Annotated in this window: 16 protein-coding genes; 12 read left to right on the top strand and 4 right to left on the bottom strand. The window is 70.4% G+C overall.

What is annotated here, in order from left to right:
• Window positions 1-468 precede the first annotated feature (468 nt).
• Window positions 469-1,980: a GTPase HflX gene (gene hflX / locus KBX21_RS17510; protein WP_049578919.1), complete on the bottom strand. Its 1,512-nt coding sequence runs from the start codon at window positions 1,978-1,980 to the stop codon at window positions 469-471.
• Between the two features lie 337 nt (window positions 1,981-2,317).
• Between hflX and aceB the strand changes: the two genes are divergently transcribed.
• The 4 genes from aceB to KBX21_RS17490 all read left to right on the top strand — a co-directional run bounded on the left by aceB (window position 2,318) and on the right by KBX21_RS17490 (window position 8,300).
• Window positions 2,318-3,922 (top strand): malate synthase A, encoded by a 1,605-nt coding sequence (gene aceB, locus KBX21_RS17505; RefSeq protein WP_049578922.1) that lies wholly within the window; start codon window positions 2,318-2,320, stop codon window positions 3,920-3,922.
• Window positions 3,923-4,145: 223 nt separating this feature from the next.
• A complete protein-coding gene (locus KBX21_RS17500) occupies window positions 4,146-5,630 on the top strand; it encodes an FAD-linked oxidase C-terminal domain-containing protein (RefSeq protein WP_049578924.1) in 1,485 nt (494 codons plus the stop codon).
• Between the two features lie 53 nt (window positions 5,631-5,683).
• Entirely contained in the window at window positions 5,684-6,907 is a 1,224-nt protein-coding gene (locus KBX21_RS17495; protein WP_210842548.1) for an FAD-binding oxidoreductase, read from the top strand.
• Between the two features lie 43 nt (window positions 6,908-6,950).
• Window positions 6,951-8,300: a (Fe-S)-binding protein gene (locus tag KBX21_RS17490; RefSeq protein WP_210842547.1), complete on the top strand. Its 1,350-nt coding sequence runs from the start codon at window positions 6,951-6,953 to the stop codon at window positions 8,298-8,300.
• 16 nt (window positions 8,301-8,316) lie between these two features.
• Here KBX21_RS17490 and dapF read toward each other — a convergent pair whose 3' ends face one another.
• A complete protein-coding gene (gene dapF, locus KBX21_RS17485) occupies window positions 8,317-9,141 on the bottom strand; it encodes a diaminopimelate epimerase (protein ID WP_210842546.1) in 825 nt (274 codons plus the stop codon).
• 110 nt (window positions 9,142-9,251) lie between these two features.
• On the opposite strand from dapF, the gene miaA reads away from it, so the two are divergent.
• The gene (gene miaA / locus KBX21_RS17480) at window positions 9,252-10,244 is read left to right on the top strand and encodes a tRNA (adenosine(37)-N6)-dimethylallyltransferase MiaA (protein ID WP_210842545.1); all 993 of its coding nucleotides are present in this window, start codon (window positions 9,252-9,254) and stop codon (window positions 10,242-10,244) included.
• Window positions 10,245-10,272: 28 nt separating this feature from the next.
• On the opposite strand, the gene KBX21_RS17475 is transcribed toward miaA, so the two are convergent.
• Window positions 10,273-10,947, bottom strand: coding sequence for a class III extradiol dioxygenase subunit B-like domain-containing protein (locus tag KBX21_RS17475; RefSeq protein ID WP_049578935.1), 675 nt, complete (start codon window positions 10,945-10,947; stop codon window positions 10,273-10,275).
• Window positions 10,948-11,188: 241 nt separating this feature from the next.
• Between KBX21_RS17475 and KBX21_RS17470 the strand changes: the two genes are divergently transcribed.
• Window positions 11,189-11,944 carry a TetR/AcrR family transcriptional regulator gene (locus KBX21_RS17470; RefSeq protein ID WP_049571685.1) on the top strand — a complete coding sequence of 252 codons (756 nt, stop codon included), beginning with the start codon at window positions 11,189-11,191 and terminating at the stop codon, window positions 11,942-11,944.
• A gap of 19 nt (window positions 11,945-11,963) precedes the next feature.
• Window positions 11,964-13,256, top strand: a complete 1,293-nt coding sequence (locus KBX21_RS17465) for a cytochrome P450 (RefSeq protein WP_210842544.1) — start codon at window positions 11,964-11,966, stop codon at window positions 13,254-13,256.
• 74 nt (window positions 13,257-13,330) lie between these two features.
• Here KBX21_RS17465 and miaB read toward each other — a convergent pair whose 3' ends face one another.
• Window positions 13,331-14,797 carry a tRNA (N6-isopentenyl adenosine(37)-C2)-methylthiotransferase MiaB gene (gene miaB, locus KBX21_RS17460; RefSeq protein ID WP_255352564.1) on the bottom strand — a complete coding sequence of 489 codons (1,467 nt, stop codon included), beginning with the start codon at window positions 14,795-14,797 and terminating at the stop codon, window positions 13,331-13,333.
• 559 nt (window positions 14,798-15,356) lie between these two features.
• Between miaB and KBX21_RS17455 the strand changes: the two genes are divergently transcribed.
• From KBX21_RS17455 to KBX21_RS17435, 5 genes are all read left to right on the top strand, one after another.
• Window positions 15,357-16,100: an amino acid ABC transporter ATP-binding protein gene (locus tag KBX21_RS17455; RefSeq protein WP_026129572.1), complete on the top strand. Its 744-nt coding sequence runs from the start codon at window positions 15,357-15,359 to the stop codon at window positions 16,098-16,100.
• A gap of 65 nt (window positions 16,101-16,165) precedes the next feature.
• Window positions 16,166-17,017 carry a glutamate ABC transporter substrate-binding protein gene (locus tag KBX21_RS17450; protein ID WP_049571679.1) on the top strand — a complete coding sequence of 284 codons (852 nt, stop codon included), beginning with the start codon at window positions 16,166-16,168 and terminating at the stop codon, window positions 17,015-17,017.
• A gap of 79 nt (window positions 17,018-17,096) precedes the next feature.
• A complete protein-coding gene (locus KBX21_RS17445; RefSeq protein WP_049571675.1) occupies window positions 17,097-17,771 on the top strand; it encodes an amino acid ABC transporter permease in 675 nt (224 codons plus the stop codon).
• Window positions 17,768-18,955 carry an amino acid ABC transporter permease gene (locus KBX21_RS17440; RefSeq protein ID WP_049571670.1) on the top strand — a complete coding sequence of 396 codons (1,188 nt, stop codon included), beginning with the start codon at window positions 17,768-17,770 and terminating at the stop codon, window positions 18,953-18,955. Before KBX21_RS17445 ends, KBX21_RS17440 begins: the two co-directional genes overlap by 4 nt.
• A gap of 272 nt (window positions 18,956-19,227) precedes the next feature.
• Complete coding sequence (locus tag KBX21_RS17435) at window positions 19,228-21,321, top strand: prolyl oligopeptidase family serine peptidase (protein ID WP_210842542.1); 2,094 nt, start codon at window positions 19,228-19,230, stop codon at window positions 21,319-21,321.
• The last annotated feature ends 60 nt before the right edge of the window (window positions 21,322-21,381 follow it).

The raw sequence follows: 21,381 nt of genomic DNA, 5'->3' as shown, positions 1-21,381 counted from the left end.
GGGTGGTCCGCCCTCGCCGGTCAGATCCGCCGCGGTACGCGCGGAGCAGGGGCGTGGGGTGCACGGGCGGGCATGGCGACCTCGTATCTGGATGCGATTCCGACAGGGCCGTGGGCGACCCGGAGTCGCCTCGCGGTGCCGTGACAGTGGGGGTTCGCGTCGGCCCGGGGGGACAGCGATCACTGCCGGCCAGTGCTCCAAAACCGTAGTCCATCCTCGGAGCCCGTGTACACCTCCCCCAAGGGACGAATGCGAGCGTTAAGGAGCGAAACTCGCAAGCAGGCAGAGTGATGAAGACCACCCGCACCCCTGTTGAGCTGGTCTTCCACGCTCGGATTCTTCGATACGGCCTTTCAAGCCGGAACGTGAGGGCTCCGGCCGCGACTCTCGGGAACGGGCACTTCCGACACAACGCGGCCGGGACGTCACGGGGACGTCCCGGCCGTGTGTTCTCCAGTACGCGCTGGCTCAGGCGTTACTGGGTGTGTACTCGTCGAGCTTGGCGGCGAGCAGCTCGGGGACGAACGCGTGCAGCGCCGTGCCGTCTCCGGTGTGCTCCTCGCTGATGATGCGGCCCTCCTCGTGCGCCCTTGCGATGAGGTCGCCCCGCGAGTACGGAACCAGAGCCCGTACTTCCTTGGCGAGCTCGGGCAGCGCCTCGGCCAGCGCGGTGACCAGTTCCGCGACGCCCTCACCGGTGCGCGCCGAGACCTCGACCAGGTCGGGGTAGCGCGTACGCAGCGTCCTGAGCGTGTCCGGGTCAGCGGCGTCGACCTTGTTCACCACGATGAGCTCGGGCACGTCCACGGCCTCGATCTCGGCGAACACCTCGCGAACCGCGCTGATCTGCTGTTCGGGGTCGGGGTGGGATCCGTCGACCACGTGCAGGATCAGGTCGGAGTCGGCGACCTCCTCCAGGGTGGAGCGGAACGCCTCCACCAGCTGGTGCGGCAGGTGCCGGACGAAGCCGACGGTGTCGCTCAGCGTGAAGCCGCGGCCGTCGGGCGTGCGGGCCTGACGGACGGTCGGGTCCAGGGTGGCGAACAGCGCGTTCTCCACCAGCACCCCGGCGCCGGTGAGCCGGTTGAGCAGGCTCGACTTGCCCGCGTTGGTGTACCCGGCGATCGCCACCGAGGGCACCTCGCGGGTACGGCGGACGTCCTTCTTGACCTCGCGCGCGGTCCGCATGTGGGCGAGCTGACGGCGCAGCTTGGCCATCTTGTCGTTGATGCGCCGACGGTCGGTCTCGATCTTGGTCTCACCGGGACCGCGCAGTCCCACGCCACCGCCCGCGCCGCCTCCGCCGGAGCCGCCCGCCTGTCGGGACAGGGAGTCGCCCCAGCCGCGCAGTCGCGGGAGCAGGTAGTTGAGCTGGGCGAGTTCGACCTGGGCCTTGCCCTCGCTGCTGCTGGCGTGCTGGGCGAAGATGTCGAGGATCAGGGCGGTCCTGTCGACCACCTTGACCTTCACGACGTCCTCCAGCTGGCGCAGCTGGCCGGGGGTGAGTTCGCCGTCGCAGATGACGGTGTCGGCGCCGGTGGCCTCGACGATGTCGCGCAGTTCCGCCGCCTTGCCCTTGCCGACATAGGTCGCTGGGTCGGGCTTGGAGCGGCGCTGGGTGAGTCCTTCGAGGACGAGGGCGCCAGCCGTCTCGGCGAGTGCGGCGAGTTCGGTCAGTGAGTTGTCGGCCTCGGCCTGGTTCCCCCTGGTCCAGACGCCGATGAGCACGACTCGTTCCAGCCGCAGCTTCCGGTACTCGACCTCGGTGACGTCGGTGAGCTCGGTGGACAGCCCCTGGACGCGGCGGAGCGCGTGCCGTTCGGCCAGCTCCATCTCGCCCTGGTCGGGTGCGTGACCCTGGTCCTCGTGGTGGGCACCGCCGGTGGCCTCGCCGCCGGTGGTGCTCCCCTCACGGAAGTCGTCCTCGCCGTGGCCGTCGTGGCCCGCGTGGTCGCTTCCGTGGGTGTCAGCTGTATTCATATCCCTCCAGGTGGGTCAACGCATGTGCCGCCATGGTTCTTCCCGGAGCGGAGACGGCGGCCCCGTGGTAACGATGCTCGCACCTCCGCTCGGGCAGGGCATCCGAATTATCGCAGGGAACGTGACACAGGCCATGCCGACGCGTGGGCGCGTGAGACCCTTGGAGTAGATCGGACTCTCAAGAAGCGCAGATCTTCCGTCGGAACTTTGGACATAATTCCGCCCTGACGAAGATCTCCACTGATCAAGCGCGTGAGTGACGTTGACCGCTCGACATCAAGATAGTAGCTTCATTTCCACATCCCAGAAGCTTATTTCGTATCGCGGAAGGTTATCCATGGGCGCCACGCACGGGGTCGAGATCACCGGCCCCCTCAACGATCGGTTCGACGAGATCCTCACCGAGGAGGCCCTGGCTCTCGTCGCCGAGCTGCACCGCACCTTCGAGTCGCGTCGCCAGGAGCTGCTGGCCGCGCGTCGGACCCGCGAGGAGCGGATCGCCGCCGGGGAGGACCTCGACTTCCTCCCCGAGACCAGGCACATCCGCGAGGACGACAGCTGGAAGGTGGCCCCGGCCGCCCCTGGCATCACCGACCGCCGCGTCGAGATCACCGGTCCCACGGACCGCAAGATGACGATCAACGCGCTCAACTCCGGCGCGAAGGTGTGGCTGGCCGACTTCGAGGACGCCAACACCCCGCTGTGGGAGAACATGATCCAGGGGCAGCTCAACCTGCGTGACGCCCTGGACCGCGAGATCGACTTCACCTCCCCCCAGGGCAAGACCTACGCCCTCAAGGACGACTCCGAGCTGGCCACGATCGTGGTCCGCCCGCGCGGCTGGCACCTGGACGAGAAGCACGTCCTCGTCGACGGCCAGCGCACCAGCGGCGGGATCGTCGACTTCGCGCTGTACTTCTTCCACAGCGCCAAGCGCCAGATCGCCAAGGGCAAGGGCCCCTACTTCTACCTGCCGAAGATGCAGAGCCACCTTGAGGCCCGCCTCTGGAACGACATCTTCGTGCTGGCCCAGGAGCGCCTGGGGATCCCCCGCGGCACCATCCGCGCCACCTGCCTGATCGAGACCATCCCGGCCGCGTTCGAGATGGAGGAGATCCTCTACGAGCTGCGCGAGCACTCCGCCGGTCTCAACGCCGGTCGCTGGGACTACCTCTTCAGCATCATCAAGACCCACCGCACCCGGGGCCGCAGGTTCCTGCTGCCCGAGCGCAACGCCGTCACCATGACCGCGCCCATGATGCGCGCCTACACCGAGCTGCTGGTCAAGACCTGCCACAAGCGCGGCGCCCACGCCATCGGCGGCATGGCAGCCTTCATCCCCTCCCGCAGGGACGAGGAGGTCAACCGGAACGCCTTCGCCAAGGTCCGCGACGACAAGTCCCGCGAGTCCGGCGACGGCTTCGACGGCTCCTGGGTCGCCCACCCCGACCTGGTCCCGATCGCCCGCGAGATCTTCGACGGCGTCCTGGGCGACCGCCCCAACCAGATCGACAAGCAGCGCCCCGAGGTCGAGGTGACCGCCGCCGACCTGCTCTCCGTGGACCAGACCCCGGGCGGCGTGACGCTCGCCGGTCTTCGCGGCAACGTCAACGTCGCCCTCCAGTACCTGGCGGCGTGGATGGGCGGAAACGGCGCGGTGGCGATCCACAACCTCATGGAGGACGCCGCCACCGCCGAGATCTCGCGGTCCCAGATCTGGCAGTGGCTGCACAACGACGTCACCCTGGACGGCGGTGAGAAGGTCACCGCCGAGCTGGTCCGGCAGATCATCGGCGAGGAGCTGGCCGCCATCCGAGAGGCCCTCGGCGCCAACTTCGACGAGGACCTCTACCAGCAGGCCAGCGAGCTCTTCACCGAGGTCGCCCTGGACGACGACTACGTCGACTTCCTGACCCTGCCCGCCTACGAGCGCATGCCCTAGCGAACCGGGACCCGTCCAGCGCGGCCAACCTGGACGGATCGGGCCGGTCCGCGGTGCTCGCCCCACGGGCCCGCCGGACCCCCATCGGTTTCACGCAACGAAATGCCGCTTCCACCGTGCCCCTTGCTTCGGCAGGGGGCACGGTCGTACGGTCCCCTTGCGAGGCCGAAGTCGGAGAACGCCACCCCCAGCCGCGTTCTCCGCACGGAACCGGGAGGCGCCCATGACCACGTCCGCACCCGACACACCCACGGTGCTGACCGCTCTGGTTCCCCGGCTGCGCGAGATCTGCGGCGAGGACGGGGTCCTGACCGACCCCTCCCAACGTCGCGTCTACGAGAGCGACGGCCTCACCTACCACCGCGCCACCCCCGGTGTCGTGGTCATGCCGACCACCACCGAGCAGGTCGCCGCCGTGATCCGGCTCTGCGCCAGGCACCGCGTCCCCTACGTCCCGCGTGGAGCGGGCACCGGCCTGTCAGCGGGGGCGCTCCCCCACGCCGAGGGCGTACTCCTGGTCACCTCGCGCATGCGGCGCATCGTCGAGATCGACGTCGAGAACGAGTGCGCCGTGGTCGAACCGGGCGTGGCCAACCTCGACATCACCCGCGCCGCCAGCCCCCACGGCTACTACTACGCGCCCGACCCCTCCAGCCAGCAGGTGTGCTCGGTCGGCGGCAACGTCGCGGAGAACTCCGGCGGCGCCCACTGTCTCAAGTACGGATTCACCGTCAACCACGTGCGCGGACTCCAGATCGTCACCCCGGCGGGCGAGATCGTCGAACTCGGCGGCAAGGCTCCGGGCGCGCACGGATACGACCTCATCGGGGCGTTCGTCGGCTCGGAGGGCACCCTGGGGGTGGCCACGCGCGTCACCGTGTCGCTAACCCGTTCCCCCGAGAAGACCGTCACCCTGCTGTCGGCGTTCACCTCGCTGGACGCGGGCGGGCAGGCGGTGAGCGCCATCATCTCCGCCGGGGTGCTGCCGTCCGCCATCGAGATGATGGACGCCCTGGCTATCGAGGCCGCCGAGCTGGCCGTGGCCTGCGACTACCCCGAAGGGGCTGCCGCCGTGCTGGTGGTGGAGCTGGACGGCCCCGCCGAGGAGGTCGACGCCCAGTTGGAGCGGGTCACCGCCCTGTGCGCGGACTCCGGTTCCTTCGAGACCCGCGCGGCCAGCGGCGCCGAGGAGCGCGCCCTCATCTGGAAGGGCCGCAAGTCCGCCTTCGCGGCCGTGGGCCGGATCAGCCCGGCCTACATCGTCCAGGACGGGGTGGTGCCGCGCACCGCACTGGGCGAGGTGCTGGGCCGGATCGCCGCGCTGTCGGAGGAGTCCGGCATCCGGGTGGCCAACGTGTTCCACGCCGGAGACGGCAACCTGCACCCGCTCGTGCTGTTCGACGACGCCGAGCCCGGCGCGGGCGAGCGCGCCGAGCGGGTGTCCGGGGCGATCCTGGACCTGTGCATCGAGCACGGCGGGTCCATCACCGGCGAACACGGGGTGGGCGTGGACAAGGCGTGCAAGATGCCCCGCATGTTCGACGACGCCGCGTTGGAGACCTTCGACCTGTTCCGGCGGGCCTTCGATCCGGACGGGATCGCCAACCCGGAGAAACTGCTGCCCACGCCGCGCCTGTGCGGTGAGCGGCCCGGGGTGCGCACCGGGGTCCATCCGCTGGTCGAGTCCGGGGAGGCTGAGCAGTTCTGAGCCGTCCGGACCGTGGACGGTACGGGAGTGACGAGTGGGCCGGGAGGGCCAAGGTGAACCTGGATGTCGAGGGCTGCGAACTGCGGGAGGCGACCGCTGAGGACTCCGTGTGCGGGGTGGAGCCCCGGTACGTGGCGACGCCGACCGACACCGACGCCCTCGCGGGGGTGATGGCGGCGGCTCACCGGAACTCGCTCTCGGTGACCGTGCGGGGTGGCGGCACCGCCCTGGGCTGGAGCTGGCCGCCCCGTTCCCTGGACCTGCTGGTGGACGTCTCCGCGCTCTCCTGGATCGACCACAACGCCGGTGACCTGGTGGTGGAGGTCGGCGCGGGCACCCCGGTCGCCGACCTGTACGCGGCGCTGGCCTCGGCCGGGCAGCGGCTGTCCTACGATCCGGTCAGGGCCGGTGGCACGGTGGGCGGCGCGGTGGCCACGGGAGTGAGCGGCCCGCGCCGTCTGCTCTCCGGAGCCCTGCGCGACCTCGTGATCGGGATGACGGTGGTGCGCGCGGACGGGGTGGTGGCCCGCAGCGGCGGCCGGGTGGTGAAGAACGTGGCCGGGTACGACCTGGCCAAGCTGCACACCGGTGGCTACGGCACGCTCGGCGTGATCGCGTCGGTCGCCTTCCGTCTGCACCCCCTTCCGGAGTCCCTGCGGGTGGTGAGCGCCCGTGTGTCCTCCCGGCCAGTGGCGGAGCGGGCCCTGGCCGCACTCAGGGCGACCTCCGTGGTGCCCTCGGCCGTGGAACTCGACTGGCCCGCCGAGGGCCCCGGGCGGCTGGACGTGGTGCTGGAGGGCACCCCGGCCGGGCTGGAGGCGCGCGCGGAGAGGACGGCGCTCGCCCTGGCCGAGGGATCGGAGGACTCCCCCACCATCGCCGAGACCCTGCCCGAGGGCTGGGGTCTGCTGCCCGGCGAGGGAACGCTCGCCCTGGTCACGGCCCCGCCCGCGGAGAGCGTCGCCGCCGCCGCGTGGGTGTCGGAGGTCTCCGGGGCGGTCGACGCGGGCGCGCACACCCGCGGTTCGGCGTCCACCGGTTCCCTCGTCGTGTCCTTCCCCCCGGGAACCGACCCGGAGCGGATCGGACTGGTGGTCGACGGCGTGCGGTCGGCCACCGAGCATCCGCTGGTCCTGCTGCGCGCGGAACCGGACGTGCGGGCCTCCGGGATCAGCCCGTGGGGCGAGGTCCCCGCGCTGGGCCTGATGCGCGCGGTCAAGGACTCCCTCGACCCCGGGCACCGCCTGTCCCCCGGCCGGTTCGCCGGGGGGATCTGAGCCATCCGGCCCGCCACCGTTCGCCTCGATCCAGGGAGCCCGCTTGACCGACCTACCGACCGAACCGGCCAGTGGTGGTCCCGGCGAGCGAGAACGGCTCTTCGGCGACCTGCTGAGCGACTGCGTGCACTGCGGGTTCTGTCTGCCCACGTGCCCCACCAACGTGCTGTGGGGTCAGGAGATGGACTCCCCGCGCGGGCGTATCCACCTGATGGGCCAGATGCACGAGGAGGACGTGCTCACCGAGACCGCCGTGGGGCACTTCGACAACTGCCTGGGGTGTCTGGCGTGCGTATCCTCGTGCCCCTCCGGGGTGGCCTACGACGCCCTCATCGAGCACACCCGGTTCCGGGTCGAGGAGGAGCACCGGCGGACTCCGGGCGAACGCGCGCTGCGCGCCGCCGTGTTCTCGCTCTTCCCCCACCGCCGACGCCTCAGAGCGTTGCGCGGGCCGCTGCGCGCCTACCAGGCGAGCGGGGTATCCGCGCTGGTCCGCAGGTCCGGGGTCCTGGACCGGATCTCACCGACTCTGGCCACCATGGAGCGGATCGCGCCGCCGTTGTCGGCGCCCCCTCCCCCGCTGCCCGAGCTCGTCCCGGCCGTCGGTGAGCGGCGCGCCCGGGTGGGCATGCTGGTGGGCTGTGTGCAGGGCGCCTTCTTCCCCGAGGTCAACACGGCCACCGCCCGTGTGCTCGCCCTGGAGGGCTGTGAGGTGGTGATCCCGCGCTCCCAGGGGTGCTGCGGGGCGCTGTCGGGCCACTCGGGGCGGCTCACCGAGGCGGCCGAGTTCGCCAAGGGTCTGGTGGAGGTGTTCGAGGCCCGCCAGGTGGAGCGGATCGTCGTGAACTCGGCCGGGTGCGGGTCCAGCATGAAGCACTTCGACCGGACCCTGGAGGAGGCGGGGGCGGGACCGGCTTGGGTGGAGCGGGCCAGGGATGTCTCGTCGAAGGTGGTGGACCTGACCGAGTACCTGGTGGACCTGGGGCCGCGCGCCGAGCGGCACCCGCTTCCGCTCCGCGTGGCCTACCACGACGCGTGTCACCTGTCCCACGGCCAGGGTGTCACCAGCCAGCCGCGCGAGCTGCTCCGGCAGATCCCCGGCCTGGAGGTGGTGGACCTGCCCAACAAGGAGATCTGCTGCGGTTCGGCGGGGGTGTACAACCTGTTCAAGCCGGAGGCCGCGGGCGAGCTGGGCGATCGCAAGGGCGCCGACGTGGCCTCCACCGGGGCCGGGCTCCTGGTGTCGGGCAACCCCGGGTGCTCCCTGCAGATCGCCTCGGCCATGGAGCGCGCGGGTTCGTCGGTGTCGGTGACCCACACAGCCCAGCTCCTGGACGCCTCTCTGCGCGGTCTGGACGCGCGACGGCTGTGGGGAGCGCACGAACGACGGTGAACGTCGAGCGGTCCCGTCAGAGCAGGATGGTCTCGCCCTCGGCGACGATCGTGGCGGGACCGCTCAGGCGGGCACCGGAGGCGTCGAGGTAGACCGTGCACTCTCCCCCGGGGACGCGCACCCGCCACGTGGCACCCTCACCCGCCGGGGTCGCCGCCGCGGCCGTGGCGACGATGCCGGTGCCGCAGGAGCGGGTCTCACCGGACCCCCGCTCGTACACGCGCATCTCCAGCACACCGGGGCCGACCTCGGAGTAGACCTCGACGTTGGCTCCCTCAGGGAAGGCCTCGTCGTCGAGCGCGGGCAGTTCGGTGAGGTCGATCTCGGAGACCGGGGCGTCGACCTCGCAGGCCAGGTGCGGGTTGCCCACGGAGATGCGGGCGCCGTGCACGACCTGCCGGGCGAGCTTGGCCGAGGAGGTGCCCAGCCGCTCGACCCGGCCCATGTCCACGGTGACGTCGCCGTCGGCCTCGATCACGACGGCCTTGGCGCCGTCCCGGGTACCGACCTCGAAGCGGTCGTCCGTGACGAGACCGGCGTGCCGCAGGTAGTGGGCGAAGACTCGCACCCCGTTGCCGCACATCTCGGCGACGCTGCCGTCCGAGTTGCGGTAGTCCATGAACCACTCGGTCCGCTCGGCGGTGCGGGCGGCCGGGGCGAGCGCCTCACCGAGGGCGGGCGTGCGCACCACCCGGAGGACACCGTCACCCCCGATACCGGCCCGTCGGTCGCAGAGCGAACGGACGGTCTCCTCCGTGAGCTGGAGCTCCCCGTCGGGGTCGGGGAGAATCACGAAGTCGTTCTCGGTTCCGTGGCCCTTGGCGAATCGCATGCTGGCCATCCTAGACGCGCACGTCGAGGTCATCGAACGGAGCGCTCTCCCACCGAACTCCCACCGATCTCTCACCCGCTCTGGCCACGGAGCCGGCCGGACGTGGCTACGCTGGAGGGATGATCAAGGTGATCGCGGTCGTGGGCCCGACCGCTGTGGGCAAGTCGGACCTGGCCGTCGATCTGGCGGAGTGGTTGGAGGAACGCACCGGCCGTCGGGGCGAGGTGATCAACGCTGATTCCATGCAGCTGTACCGGGGCATGGACATCGGCACCGCGAAGCTCCCCTTCGAGGAGCGCCGGGGCGTGCCGCACCACCTGCTGGACATCTGGGACGTGCACGAACCCGCCGACGTCGCCACCTACCAGACCCTCGCCCGGGAGCGGGTGGACGACTGCGCGGACCGCGACGTCATCCCCGTCCTCGTGGGCGGTTCCGGCCTGTACGTGCGCGCGGTCCTGGACCACATGGAGTTCCCGGGCACCAACCCCCGGGTGCGTGCGCGACTGGAGAACGAGCTGGCCGACGTGGGCCCGGGGCTGATGCACGCCAGGCTGGCCGAGGCCGACCCCGAGGCCGCCCGCACCATCCTGCCCGGCAACGGTCGGCGGATCGTCCGCGCGCTGGAGGTCATCGAGCTGACCGGGCGGCCGTTCACCGCCAACCTGCCCGACCACACCTCCTTCTACCCGTGCGCCCAGCTGGGGCTGAGCGCCCCGCGCCCCGAGCTCGACGAGCGCATCGACCTGCGGGTCGAGCGCATGTGGGACCAGGGGCTGCTGGAGGAGGTCCGCCGCCTGGACAAGCAGGGGCTGCGCGAGGGGCGCACCGCGTCCAAGGCGCTGGGCTACGCGCAGGCCCTCGCCCAGCTGGACGGCGAGCTCACCGAGACCGAGGCCAAGGAGCAGACCGCCCAGGCCACGCGCCGGTTCGCCCGGCGCCAGGAGTCGTGGTTCCGCCGTGACCACCGGGTGCACTGGCTGCCCTACGACGCCCCGAACCTGTTGGAGCGGGCGATGGCCCAGGTGGAGTCAGCGTTGTCCGGGCGGACCGAGGAGCCGGGCGAGGCCCTGGTGGACGTCGCCACGATGCTGCCCAACTCCCAGCGCTGAGCCGGGGCCGGGGCCGGGCCCTTCGGGATCAGGACCAGGTGGCCACGAAGTACCCCACCCCGTAGGGAGCCTCGTAGGCGAGCAGGTCACCGGTGAGGGCCGCCTCCCCGGCGGCCCCGGCCAGGACCTGCCAGGCGGGGCGCCCGGCCACCATGAGTTCGAGGGCCAGCTCGGGGTCGAGCCCCGCGAGGCGCGCCGTGTCCGCCTTGCCCAGGGCCTCGGCGACGGCGTCGTCGTGGGGCACGGCGCGCTCGTCCACGTACCCCGGTGAGTGTTCGGTCCTGCGGGCGCTTCCGTCGCCCATGACCAGCAACGCCACCCGGTCCGCCGACCCGGCGAGCTCGGCGCCGAGCTCCGCCGCCCGCTCCGGTGTGACACCGGAGGGAACCTCCAGGTAGCCGTCCGGCTCCAGTCCGTTGCGCTCCGCCAGCCAGCGACCGGTCGTGGCCGCCAGGTCGAGGACGGCCGGTGCTGGTCCCACCCGCAGGTCGACCCCGAAGTCGGCGAGGTCCCCACCGGTGTCGGGACCGAACCGCCGCTCGGTCGCCCCCCGGCCCACGACGAGGAGGCGGTCGGCCCCGCGGAGCCCGGCGACGGCGCGGTCGCAGGCGGCGCGCAGGCCGTCCAGGTCCGGCGCCGCTCCCCGGGCGATCTCGGGGAACAGTACGGGCGGGTGCGGGCACACGGCGGCGGCGATCAACACAAGGGCGAGGCTATCGTTCCCGCCCCCTCCGGTCCCCGGCCCCGCGTGCCCGCCGCTCCCCGGCTGCACCGCGGGTCTTGTACCGCGGAGTGATCTGACCTAGCTTTGACTGTGTGACCAGATTTGAAATCTGGTCACACAGTCAGAGTGATGCGGCCCGGGAACGGAGGTCTGGATATGGTCTTCGCGTCAAAGCTGGTGAGCGCCCTCACCGGCGGCCCCCGTACCGAAGGAGCCGTACGTGTCCCCGTCCGCCGACCACCACTCCCAGGACCAGCCCGTGTCCGAACGCGACACCCGGGCCGAACGCATCCTCGACGCCGCCGAGGAGCTCATGGTGGCCTGGGGGCACCGCAAGACCACCATCGACGACGTCGCTCGCCGGGCGGGGGTCGGCAAGGGCACCGTCTACCTGCACTTCCCCACCAAGGAGCGGCTCTTCCTCACGGTGCTGCTACGCGCCCAGCACGACATGGTCGGCCGCCTCCTGGACCTGATCCGGCAGGACCCCCGGTCCGCCCGGCCGAGCGAGATCGCGCGCCACATCTACCTCCTCCAGTTCGAATCCCCCGTCGTCCACGCGCTCTACAACAACGGCAGCGACGAACTCAGCTCCTTCTCCCGCACCCTTCCGCAGCTGGTCAGGGACCTGACAGAGGCCCGGCAGAAGGCCCTGCGCGACTACTGGGACCTGCTGGAGGAACACGGGGTCCTGGGGCCGCAGCTCCCCGCCGACCAACGGTTCTACGCCTACTGCTCCACCGTCATGGGACACCTGCTCTCCGAACCCCTGCTCACCCAACAGGGCTTTCCCGTCCCCGAACGCACCGCCAGAGCCGATCTGGCCGCGCACAGCCTGCGCCTGCTCCTGGAGCAGGACGTGCCCGACTCGGCCATGCGGGCCACGCAGGCGGGCACCGTCGCGATCTTCACCGGACTCGAACAGCTCCTGACCGGCGAGATCGAGGAACAGAAACGCGTCAAGCGCAGCACGTAGACCCCACAAGGAGGGGCACATGCACACCGCCACACCCGTCACGGACCAGTCCCGCGCACCCGAACCCGTCAACATGCGCTCAGAGGAGTTCTCCTCGCGGCCACTGGAGGTCATCGAGCGGATCCGGGCCGCGGGCGGTTCCGCGCCGGTCCTGTTCGTCGACGGCCAGGCGGCGCGGGCCTTCGTCGACGACGCCGACGTTCGCGCCATCCTCAGTGACCGGCGGTTCGTCGTCGATCCCCAGAACGTGCCCGAGGGTCCCACCGGGGCCAGGCGATCCGACGCCATGGCGGCCCTGGGCCTGCGCCCCGACCTCATCACCTACCTCACCGAGTCGCTGCTGGACAAGGACGGCTCCGACCACGCCCGCCTGCGCAAACTCGTCTCCCGCACCTTCACCGTGCGACGCGTCAACGAGATGCGTCCGGGCGTCGAGCGGATCACCAACGACCTGCTGACGGCGCTCCCCGAACACGTGGACGAAGAGGGCGTGGTCGACCTGATCGAGCACTTCGCCTACCCGCTGCCCATCGCGGTCATCTGCGATCTCGTGGGGGTCCCCGTGGCGGACCGCCCGCAGTGGCACGCGTGGAGCCACCAGCTGGCCCGGTTCGACCCCGCCCAGCCCGAGGTGATGAACCGGGTGCTCGGCGAGATGATCGACCACATCGAGGCGATGATCGTCGAGCGCCGGGAGCACCCGCGTGAGGACCTCCTCGACGCGCTCGTGCGCGCACGGGACGAGGGCGGCGGGCGACTCTCCCAGGGCGAGCTGGTCACCCTGGTGTTCACGCTGGTCATCGCCGGTCACGAGACCACAGCCCACCTGTTGGGCAACGGAACCCGCGCGCTCCTGGAGCACCCGGACCAGCTCGCCCTGCTCCGGTCCGACCCCGGCCTGCTGCCCGCCGCGGTCCACGAGATGCTCCGCGTCGGGGGTACCGCCGTCACGGCCAAGGCCCGGTACGCCACGGAGGACGTCCAGCTCTCCCGTGGCACGTTGGCCGCCGGGGAGCGAGCGGTGGCGCTGGTCGCCGGGGCCAACCACGACCCGGACGTCCACCCCGATCCGCACCGGTTCGACGTCACCCGGCACCAGGGCAGGCCGGGCGAGGCCCACGTGGCCTTCGGACACGGCGCGCACTACTGCCTGGGCGCGGCCCTGGCCCGCCAGGAGGGGGAGGTCGCCGTCGGCGCCCTGTTCGCGGCCCACCCGGAACTCTCCCTGGTCCCGGGCCGACCGCCGGTGCGCGACACCGTCCCGGGGACGCTGCGGCTGAGGGAGCTCCCGGTCCGGCTCGGGCCCGCGTAGGCGTGACAGCCGCGCCGGAACGGCGCGAGGCCCCCGGCGCGTGTGCGTCGGGGGCCTCGGAACTCGGGTGCGGATCAGGCGTCGCAGCAGCCGCCAGCGGGGGCGGGCTCCTCCGGCGGAACACCGATCCTCGGCATGCCCAGGAGCACGTCCGGCTTGGTGACCTGTACCGGCCTGCCCTGACGGGCGTCCCAGGCGTCACCGGCGCGCGTGCGGCGCAGGTGCCTGACGCCGGAGTCGGCGACGAGGTGGTGCGGGGCGGCGTAGGTGACCTCGACGGTGACCATGTCGCCCGGGCGCGGCTCCTCGGCGTCGCCCACGGCGAAGTGCACGAGGCGGTTGTCGGGGGCGCGGCCGGACAGGCGGCGGTGCGCGCCGTCCTTCTTGCCCTCTCCCTCGGAGACCATCAGCTCGACCTCACGGCCGACCAGCTTCTGGTTCTCCTCCCAGGAGATCTGGTCCTGGAGCTCGACCAACCGCTGGTAGCGCTCCTTGACGACCTCCGGCGGGATCTGCCCGTCCATGGTGGCGGCAGGGGTGCCGGGGCGCTTGGAATACTGGAAGGTGAACGCCATCGCGAACCTGGACTCGCGGACCACGTGCAGGGTCTGCTCGAAGTCCTCCTCGGTCTCACCGGGGAAGCCCACGATGATGTCCGTGGTGATGGCGGCGCGCGGCATCGCCGAGCGCACCTTGTCCACGATGCCGAGGAAGCGCTCCTGGCGGTAGGAACGACGCATGTCCTTGAGGACCTTGCTGGACCCGGACTGCAACGGCATGTGCAGCTGCGGCATCACGTTGGGCGTCTCGGCCATGGCCTCGATGACGTCGTCGGTGAAGTCGCGCGGGTGCGGGGAGGTGAAGCGGACCCGCTCCAGCCCCTCGATCTCACCGCAGGCGCGCAGCAGCTTGGAGAAGGCCTGACGGTCGCCGAACTCGCTGCCGTAGGCGTTGACGTTCTGTCCGAGCAGCGTCACCTCGGTGACGCCTTCGTCGACCAGGGCGCGGACCTCGGCGAGCACGTCGCCGGGACGCCGATCCTTCTCCTTGCCCCGCAGCGCGGGCACGATGCAGAAGGTGCAGGTGTTGTTGCAGCCGACCGAGATCGACACCCAGGCCGCGTAGGCCGACTCGCGGCGGCTGGGCAGCGTGGACGGGAAGTGCTCCAGCGCCTCGGCGATCTCGACCTGCGCCTCGCGCTGGACGCGGGCGCGCTCCAGCAGGGTGGGCAGGGAGCCGATGTTGTGGGTGCCGAACACCACGTCCACCCAGGGGGCGCGGCGCACGATCTCCCCTCGGTCCTTCTGGGCGAGGCAGCCACCCACGGCGATCTGCATCCCGGGGTTGGCGTCCTTGACCGGGCGCAGGTGACCGAGGTTGCCGTAGAGGCGGTTGTCCGCGTTCTCACGGACCGCACAGGTGTTGAAGACGACGATGTCTGCGGTGGTGTCCTCAGCTGCGCGATCGTACCCAGCGTCCTCCAGCAGACCGGAGAGGCGCTCGGAGTCGTGGACGTTCATCTGGCAGCCGTAGGTCCGCACTTGGTAGGTACGACTATGGCTCACCGTTCCAGGCTATCCGCTTCGCGGCGGCGCCCAGGACGCTCGCGCGTTGGCCGTTCCGGGCCCCGCCTCCGCCTCGCGCCGCAGGCCCCCGGGGTGGGCGCCAGCGGAGCGGATTCGGTCACCGGAGGCCGTTATGGACAGGGAGACGGTCCGGTTTACGGGAACGCGGCTTCCGGGTGATTTCCGTGGTGACGGCCCTGCCTTCATGGGGCTCCGGAGGTCGAAAGTCGGTTTCTGGAAATAGGGACGCTCCGTAACTCCCCCCGGCTCATCGTTCCAACCGACCGCGCCGGACTGTCAGCCTGACCTGGACGGACGATGTGTCCAGCAGGTTAATCGGGAGTCCTGACACCATCACCGAGAGTGACCAATGGAAACTCTGGAGAGTGGCTCCGCCACTCCGTGCGACAGTGGCCCACTTACACAACGAAATCGATAACGGTTTTGCGGATCACGCCGTAACAAGTCAGCTACTCCTGACTCAAGCAGCGTTTTCGGGATGACACGGCAACTTGGACCCATTAGGTTCCGATGCATGACTTCAACTCCTCTCGTCGTGCTGGAGAACGTCAACAAGCACTTCGGCGACCTGCACGTGCTCCGCGACATCGATCTGACGGTTAACTCCGGCGAGGTGGTAGTCGTCATCGGCCCGTCCGGGTCCGGCAAGTCGACGCTCTGCCGCACCATGAACCGGCTCGAGACGATCGACTCCGGTGTCATCTCCCTGGACGGCCAGCCCCTACCCGCGGAGGGCCGTGGCCTGGCCAAGCTGCGCAGCGACGTGGGAATGGTGTTCCAGTCCTTCAACCTGTTCGCGCACAAGACCGTGCTCCAGAACGTGACGCTGGGCCCGATGAAGGTGCTCCGCAAGTCCAAGGCCGACGCCGAGGCCCGGGGGATGGAACTCCTCGACCGGGTCCGGATCGGCAACCAGGCGCACAAGTACCCCGCCCAGCTCTCGGGTGGTCAGCAGCAGCGCGTGGCCATCGCCCGTGCGCTGGCCATGAACCCGAAGGTGCTCCTCTTCGACGAGCCGACCTCCGCCCTGGACCCCGAGATGGTCCAGGAGGTCCTCGACGTCATGACCGACCTCGCCAGCGAGGGCATGACCATGGTCGTGGTCACGCACGAGATGGGCTTCGCCCGCCGTGCCGCCAACCGGGTCGTCTTCATGGCCGACGGCCAGATCGTCGAGGAGAACACCCCCGACGAGTTCTTCACCAATCCCCGGTCGGAGAGGGCTCAGGACTTCCTGTCGAAGATCCTGACCCACTAGAGCCCACCGGGCTCCCCGAGATCTTCGCGTTCTTCGCACGCAGCACCAAGGAAGAGGTACCCCACATGCGAGCACGTCGTTTCAACAGCCTCCTGGGCGGCGTCGCCGTCCTCGCCCTCGCTCTGACCGCTTGTGGCACCGCCGATGTCGGCGGCGACGGTGACGGTGGCAGCAGTGACGGCAACGGCGGCGGCGACACCATCACCATCGGTGTCAAGTACGACCAGCCGGGCCTGGGCCTGAGCGAGGGCGGCACCCCCGCCGGCTTCGACGTCGACGTCGCCACCTACATCGCCGGTGAGCTCGGCTACTCCCCGGAGCAGATCGAGTGGACCGAGGCGGCCTCCGCCAACCGTGAGTCCTTCCTCCAGCAGGGCACGGTCGACATGATCCTCGCGACCTACTCGATCACCGACGAGCGCCGCCAGGTCGTCGACTTCGGTGGCCCGTACTACGTCGCCAAGCAGGACATCCTGACCCAGGCTGACAACACGGACATCAACAGCCCCGAGGACCTCGACGGCAAGGTGCTGTGTTCGGCCTCCGGCTCCCGCTCGGCGAACAACATCACCGAGGACATGGAGATCGACGCCGAGCTGCGCGAGGCGGGCAACTACTCCGAGTGCCTGGAGCTGCTCAGCAACGGCACCGTCGACGCCGTCACCACGGACAACACCATCCTCGCGGGCTTCGCCGCCCAGAACCCCGACAGCTTCCGGATGGTGAACAACCCGTTCGGCGAGGAGATGTACGGCGTCGGTCTGCCCGCCGGCTCGACCGAGCGCTGCGAGGAGATCAACGAGGCCATCACCAAGATGTGGGATGACGGCACCGCCACCGAGTACCTCGAGGAGGCCTTCGGCGCGACCGACTTCGCCTACGAGGAGTCCGTCCCCGAGCTTGAGGCCTGCGCCTAAAACCGTCATCTGACCTTGTTCGGAAGGTGGGGCCGGGACAGCCCGGCCCCACCTTCCGAGCCTTGACCGGCTGGGACCTATGGAAGCCTTTCTCAGCAACATCGACAGGGTCGTCGACGGTTTCTCATGGACCGTCCGGCTCACCCTCTTCAGTGCCGTCTTCTCGTTCGTCCTCGGCATCCTGCTCACCGCGATGCGGGTCTCCCCCGTCCCGCTGCTGCGCGGTCTGTCGACCGCCTACGTCGAGGGCATCCGGAACTCGCCCCTGACCCTGGTCCTGCTCTTCTGCGGCCTCGGCCTCAACAGTGCCCTCGGGCTGAGCCTGGCCGACAGCGTGGCCTGGGACGTGTTCTGGTGGGCGGTCATCGGCCTGTCCGCCTACACCGCGTGCTTCGTGTCCGAATCGCTGCGCGCCGGGATCAACACCATCCCTCTGGGCCAGGTCGAGGCGGCCCGTTCCCTGGGTCTGACCTTCACCCAGAACCTGCGCCTGATCGTCATCCCGCAGGCGCTGCGCACCGTCGTCGGTCCGCTGGGCAGCGTGCTCATCGCGCTGACCAAGAACACCACCGTCGCCTCCGTCGCGGGGCTGGGCGTCCAGGAGGCGTCCCGGGAGATGAAGCTCATGTTCGACCAGGGCATCGCCCCGGTCCTGCCGACCTTCGTCGGATTCGCGATCGGGTTCCTGATCCTGACCCTGCCGATGGGTTACTTCTTCGGCTGGCTCGCCAAGCGAGTGGCGGTGGTCCGATGAGCGCGCAGGCCGTTCTCTTCGACGCTCCGGGGCCCAAGGCCCGGGTGCGCAACCTCGTCTACACGATCATCACCGTCGCCCTCGGGCTGGTCGGTCTGGCCGTGTTGTACCTGGGGTTCAACCGGACCCTGAGCGAGCGCGAGTCACCGCTGTTCTCGGCGCAGACCTGGGCCGTCAACCCGTCGGGCCAGTGGGCCGCAGACAAGTGGGAGCCCTTCCTCCGTCCCGAGACGTGGACCGGTTACGTCCTCCCCGGCCTCCAGAACACGCTGACCGCGGCGCTGACCGCCTCGGTGCTGGCGGTGCTGTTCGGCCTGGTCTTCGGTATCGGTCGTCTCTCCGAGCGCTGGTGGATCCGCGTCCCGGCCGGGGCCGTCGTGGAGTTCTTCCGCGGCATCCCGCTGCTGATGCTGATCTTCTTCACGATGGCGCTGCCCATCGTCGCCTGGCAGCTCTTCAACATCCCGACCGGGACCTTCCAGGTGACCGCGCTGGTCGCGGTGGTCACGGGCCTGACCCTGTACAACGGGTCGGTGCTCGCGGAGGTGTTCCGCGCGGGCATTTTGGCCGTGCCCAAGGGCCAGGCCGAGGCCGCGCAGTCCATCGGCATGAGCCGGACCCAGACGATGTGGACGATCCTCATCCCGCAGGCCATCACCTCGATGATGCCCGCGATCGTCGCGCAGCTGGTGGTCCTGCTCAAGGACTCCGCGCTGGGTTACATCATCGCCTTCCCGGAGCTGCTGCGTAGTTTCACGCTGGTGGCCACCCGGGAGAGCAACGTGATCCCCGCGGCGATCATCTGCGCGTTGATCTACATCATGATCAACCTGTCGCTGAGCCGGTTCGCGATCTGGTTGGAGCGCCGCAACGCCCGTCGGGGCAGGCCCTCCGCCAAGGCGACGGCGGCGGGCGGCGCGCCCACCGACGTGGCGGGCGTGACCGCAGTTCCCGGCGGCCAGCCCGTGACCGGCGGAGCAACGGCCCAGCCCGGGGCGGACTTCGTCGTGATCGAGACCGAGGAGGACTCCGAAAGGGGCGAATCCGATCCGCGTCCCGAGTCCGGTGACGGCGGTTCCGGATCCCACGGGGACTCCGGCTCCGGCGGGGACTCCGGCTCCGGTGGTGGATCCGGTTCCGGTGGCGACTCCGGCTCCGGTAGCGACGGGGGTTCGAGCTCGTAACGAGCCCCTGGGAACACCCGCGCGACGGCCCCGTGGACGCACTCCGAGTGCGCTCCGCGGGGCCGTCGCCGTTGGTACCACCCGCGGCTCACACGCGTTCGGGCTCGCCACCGGTGTCGTCGAACGTTCTCACCGCTGTCGACGTTGCCCTGCCCGTGTGGCGGCGGCGCCGTCTGTCCACAGGCGGGCCCTTCGGGACTGCACACGAAGGCCATGGAGCACTAAGGTCGACATGTCATCTGATCACACCCACGACCCTTCCTGAGCGGGACATGTCTGAACTGTCGAGCCCCCACGGCTCCTGGCCATCACCCATCAGTGCCGGTGACGTCGCCCGAGGAGTGCGCCAGATGGCGTATCCCTCCGTCCTGGGCGACGAGGTCTGGTGGGAGGAGTACCGACCAGCCGAGGAAGGCCGCACCACGCTCGTGCGCCGTGACGCGGACGGCACCGTGCGCGATCTGCTGCCCGCACCGTGGAACGTGGGCACGCGGGTGCACGAGTACGGCGGCCGTTCCCATCTCCCCGTCCCCCGCCGTGACGACAAGGCCATCGCCCGTGTGGGCGTGGTCTTCGCCAACTCCGAGGACCAGCGGCTCTACCTGCTCGAACGCGGGGCCAAGGACCCCGTCCCGCTGACCCCCGAACCCGCCTCCCCCGGGGCTCTGCGGTACGCCGACCCGGCGCTGGGCGCCGACGGCAAACAGCTCCTGTGCGTGCGGGAACAGCACGTCGACGGCACCGTGCGCCGTTCCATCGTGACGGTTCCGCTCTCGGGCCGGGGCGCCCACGACCCGTCCGCGATCCGCGAGCTGGTCTCCGGAGCGCACTTCTACGCCTCCCCCACGGTCTCGCCGGACGGCACCCATCTGGCCTACGTGCGGTGGAACCACCCGAGGATGCCCTGGGACGGCACGGAGCTGCGGGTGGGCGACCTCACCGAGGACGGGCTGATCGGCGAGTACACGCTCAAGGGCGGGGTGGACGAGTCCGTGCTCGCCCCCGTCTGGTCTGACGACTCCACGCTGTACCTGGCCTCGGACTGGCCCGGCTTCTGGAACCTGTACCAGGCCGGGCTGAAGGGACAGGCCATCGCCCTGTACCCGGCCGAGGAGGAGTTCCACTCCCCGCCGTGGCGTCTGGGCGACCGCTGTTTCCGCCTGCTGGACGACGGACGGATCGTGACCCTGCACGGCGACACCGCGATGCGGCCGAGCGTGTACGACCCCGACACCCTGGACCTGGAGCCGGTCACCACCGAGCTGACCTCGTGGTCGCACCTGGACTCGGACGGCACCAGCGTGGTGGCCATCGCGGCCTCCGCGGACACAGCCGGGTGCCTGGTGCGGCTCGACCCGGACCGCCGTACCGTCGAGGTGCTGGTGCGCGGCGCCGAGGAACCCGTCGACCCCGCCTACCTTCCCGTCCCCCGCCAGGAGACGCTGCCCGGCCGCTACGGGGCGACGGTGCACGCCAACGTGTACCCGCCCACCAACCCCGAGGTCTCCTCGGACGGGCCAGCGCCCTACGTGGTGTGGGCGCACGGCGGGCCGGTGGGGCAGGCCACGCGCTCGTTGGACCTGGTCAAGGCCTACTTCACCAGCCGTGGGATCGGCATCGTGGACGTGGACTACGGCGGTTCCACGGGCTACGGGCGCTCTTACCGCAAGCGCCTGCACAAGCAGTGGGGCGCGGTGGACGTCGAGGACTGCACCGCGGCCGCTCGGGCCCTGGTGGATCGTGGCCTGGCCGACCCCGAGCGCCTGGCGATCCGGGGCCCGAGCGCGGGCGGCCTCACCGCCCTGCTCGCCCTGACCGGTGACACCTTCGCCTGCGGGGTGTCGTACTTCGGTGTCGCGGACCTGCTGGGCCTGGTCAAGACCACCCACGACTTCGAGTCACGTTTCACGGACACGCTGGTCGGGACCCTGCCGGGGTTCGTGGAGACCTACCGGGAGCGGTCGCCGATCAACCGGATCAGTGAGATCGGGGTCCCCGTCCTCCTGCTCCAGGGGTTGGAGGACAAGGTGGTCACCCCGGACCAGGCGAGCCGCATGGCCGCTGGGCTGAGCAGGCGCCAGGTGCCCCACGCGCTGCTGGAGTTCGAGGGTGAGGCGCACGGATTCCGGTCCGAGGCCGCGCGCGTGCGCTCCCTGGAGGCGGAGCTGGCCTTCTACGCGGGAGTGTTCGGTTTCGCGCCGGACGTGGCCCCGCTGGAACTCACCACCGATCCCCCCGAACCGCGCGCAGAGGAACCGGAGGTCGACATCCCCGTCGCGGAGCAGCTTCCCGAGGTGACCCCGGAGGCCGGTGTGACCGCAGGGACCGGTGAGCCCGTGGTCAGGGAGCACACGGAGCCGTCCTGAGCCCCCGAGGAACTCGACCGGGTGCGGGAGTGCCTGGTCGGGCCTGATCAGACCCGCGGG

Origin of the sequence: Nocardiopsis sp. B62, assembly GCF_018070675.1 — a bacterium.
In the GTDB taxonomy this organism is placed as follows: domain Bacteria; phylum Actinomycetota; class Actinomycetes; order Streptosporangiales; family Streptosporangiaceae; genus Nocardiopsis; species Nocardiopsis prasina.
The sequence above is the reverse complement of the archived record's forward strand: the minus strand, read 5'-3'. Positions and strand labels throughout refer to the sequence as shown.

Excerpts from the sequence above, each read along its gene's own strand:
- hflX (WP_049578919.1), bottom strand. The coding sequence starts at position 1,980 with ATGAATACAGCTGACACCCACGGAAGCGACCACGCGGGCCACGACGGC.
- KBX21_RS17450 (WP_049571679.1), top strand. The coding sequence starts at position 16,166 with ATGCGAGCACGTCGTTTCAACAGCCTCCTGGGCGGCGTCGCCGTCCTC.
- dapF (WP_210842546.1), bottom strand. The coding sequence starts at position 9,141 with ATGGCCAGCATGCGATTCGCCAAGGGCCACGGAACCGAGAACGACTTC.
- KBX21_RS17455 (WP_026129572.1), top strand. The coding sequence starts at position 15,357 with ATGACTTCAACTCCTCTCGTCGTGCTGGAGAACGTCAACAAGCACTTC.
- aceB (WP_049578922.1), top strand. The coding sequence starts at position 2,318 with ATGGGCGCCACGCACGGGGTCGAGATCACCGGCCCCCTCAACGATCGG.
- KBX21_RS17500 (WP_049578924.1), top strand. The coding sequence starts at position 4,146 with ATGACCACGTCCGCACCCGACACACCCACGGTGCTGACCGCTCTGGTT.
- KBX21_RS17445 (WP_049571675.1), top strand. The coding sequence starts at position 17,097 with ATGGAAGCCTTTCTCAGCAACATCGACAGGGTCGTCGACGGTTTCTCA.
- KBX21_RS17435 (WP_210842542.1), top strand. The coding sequence starts at position 19,228 with ATGTCTGAACTGTCGAGCCCCCACGGCTCCTGGCCATCACCCATCAGT.
- KBX21_RS17440 (WP_049571670.1), top strand. The coding sequence starts at position 17,768 with ATGAGCGCGCAGGCCGTTCTCTTCGACGCTCCGGGGCCCAAGGCCCGG.
- KBX21_RS17465 (WP_210842544.1), top strand. The coding sequence starts at position 11,964 with ATGCACACCGCCACACCCGTCACGGACCAGTCCCGCGCACCCGAACCC.
- miaA (WP_210842545.1), top strand. The coding sequence starts at position 9,252 with ATGATCAAGGTGATCGCGGTCGTGGGCCCGACCGCTGTGGGCAAGTCG.